The 445-nt window shown below is 35.7% G+C and carries 1 protein-coding gene; it reads right to left on the bottom strand.

The window, feature by feature from the left end; all coding sequences use genetic code 11:
* Window positions 1–99 precede the first annotated feature (99 nt).
* A partial coding sequence (locus ACJTHF_RS14045; RefSeq protein ID WP_407812639.1) for a sugar phosphate nucleotidyltransferase occupies window positions 100–445 on the bottom strand: 346 nt, incomplete at its 5' end.

The following is a 445-nucleotide window of genomic DNA, read 5'->3' on the forward strand; positions in this document are numbered from 1 at the left end:
TTGCTACTTCTTCTTCTGTTTGAACGTTATGAAACTGTTCAACTAAACTTTCAGATATTCTTTGTTCCCATTGTGCTCTCAAAGTTCTAGCTCCTTTACTTAAATATCTAATGTTTGAATATAGCGTTTAATTTCATCACGCATTTCTTCATCTTTCAATGCGTACTCTATCGTCGTCTTCACAAATCCAATTTTTTCTCCGACATCATAGCGTTGTCCTTCAAAATCATACGCATAAACTTTATCATCTTTATTTAAACGTTCGATCGCATCTGTTAATTGAATTTCTCCGCCACTACCTTCGGTTTGATTCTCAAGATAATCAAAGATTTGAGGAGATAAAACGTATCTACCCATAATCGCTAGATTAGATGGCGCAGTTCCTTGTTCTGGTTTCTCCACAAAACGATTCACTTCGTATAAACGATCATCTTGTGAATTCGGG

Origin of the sequence: Mammaliicoccus sp. RAM2 (genome assembly GCF_045897195.1) — a bacterium.
Taxonomy (GTDB): domain Bacteria; phylum Bacillota; class Bacilli; order Staphylococcales; family Staphylococcaceae; genus Mammaliicoccus; species Mammaliicoccus sciuri.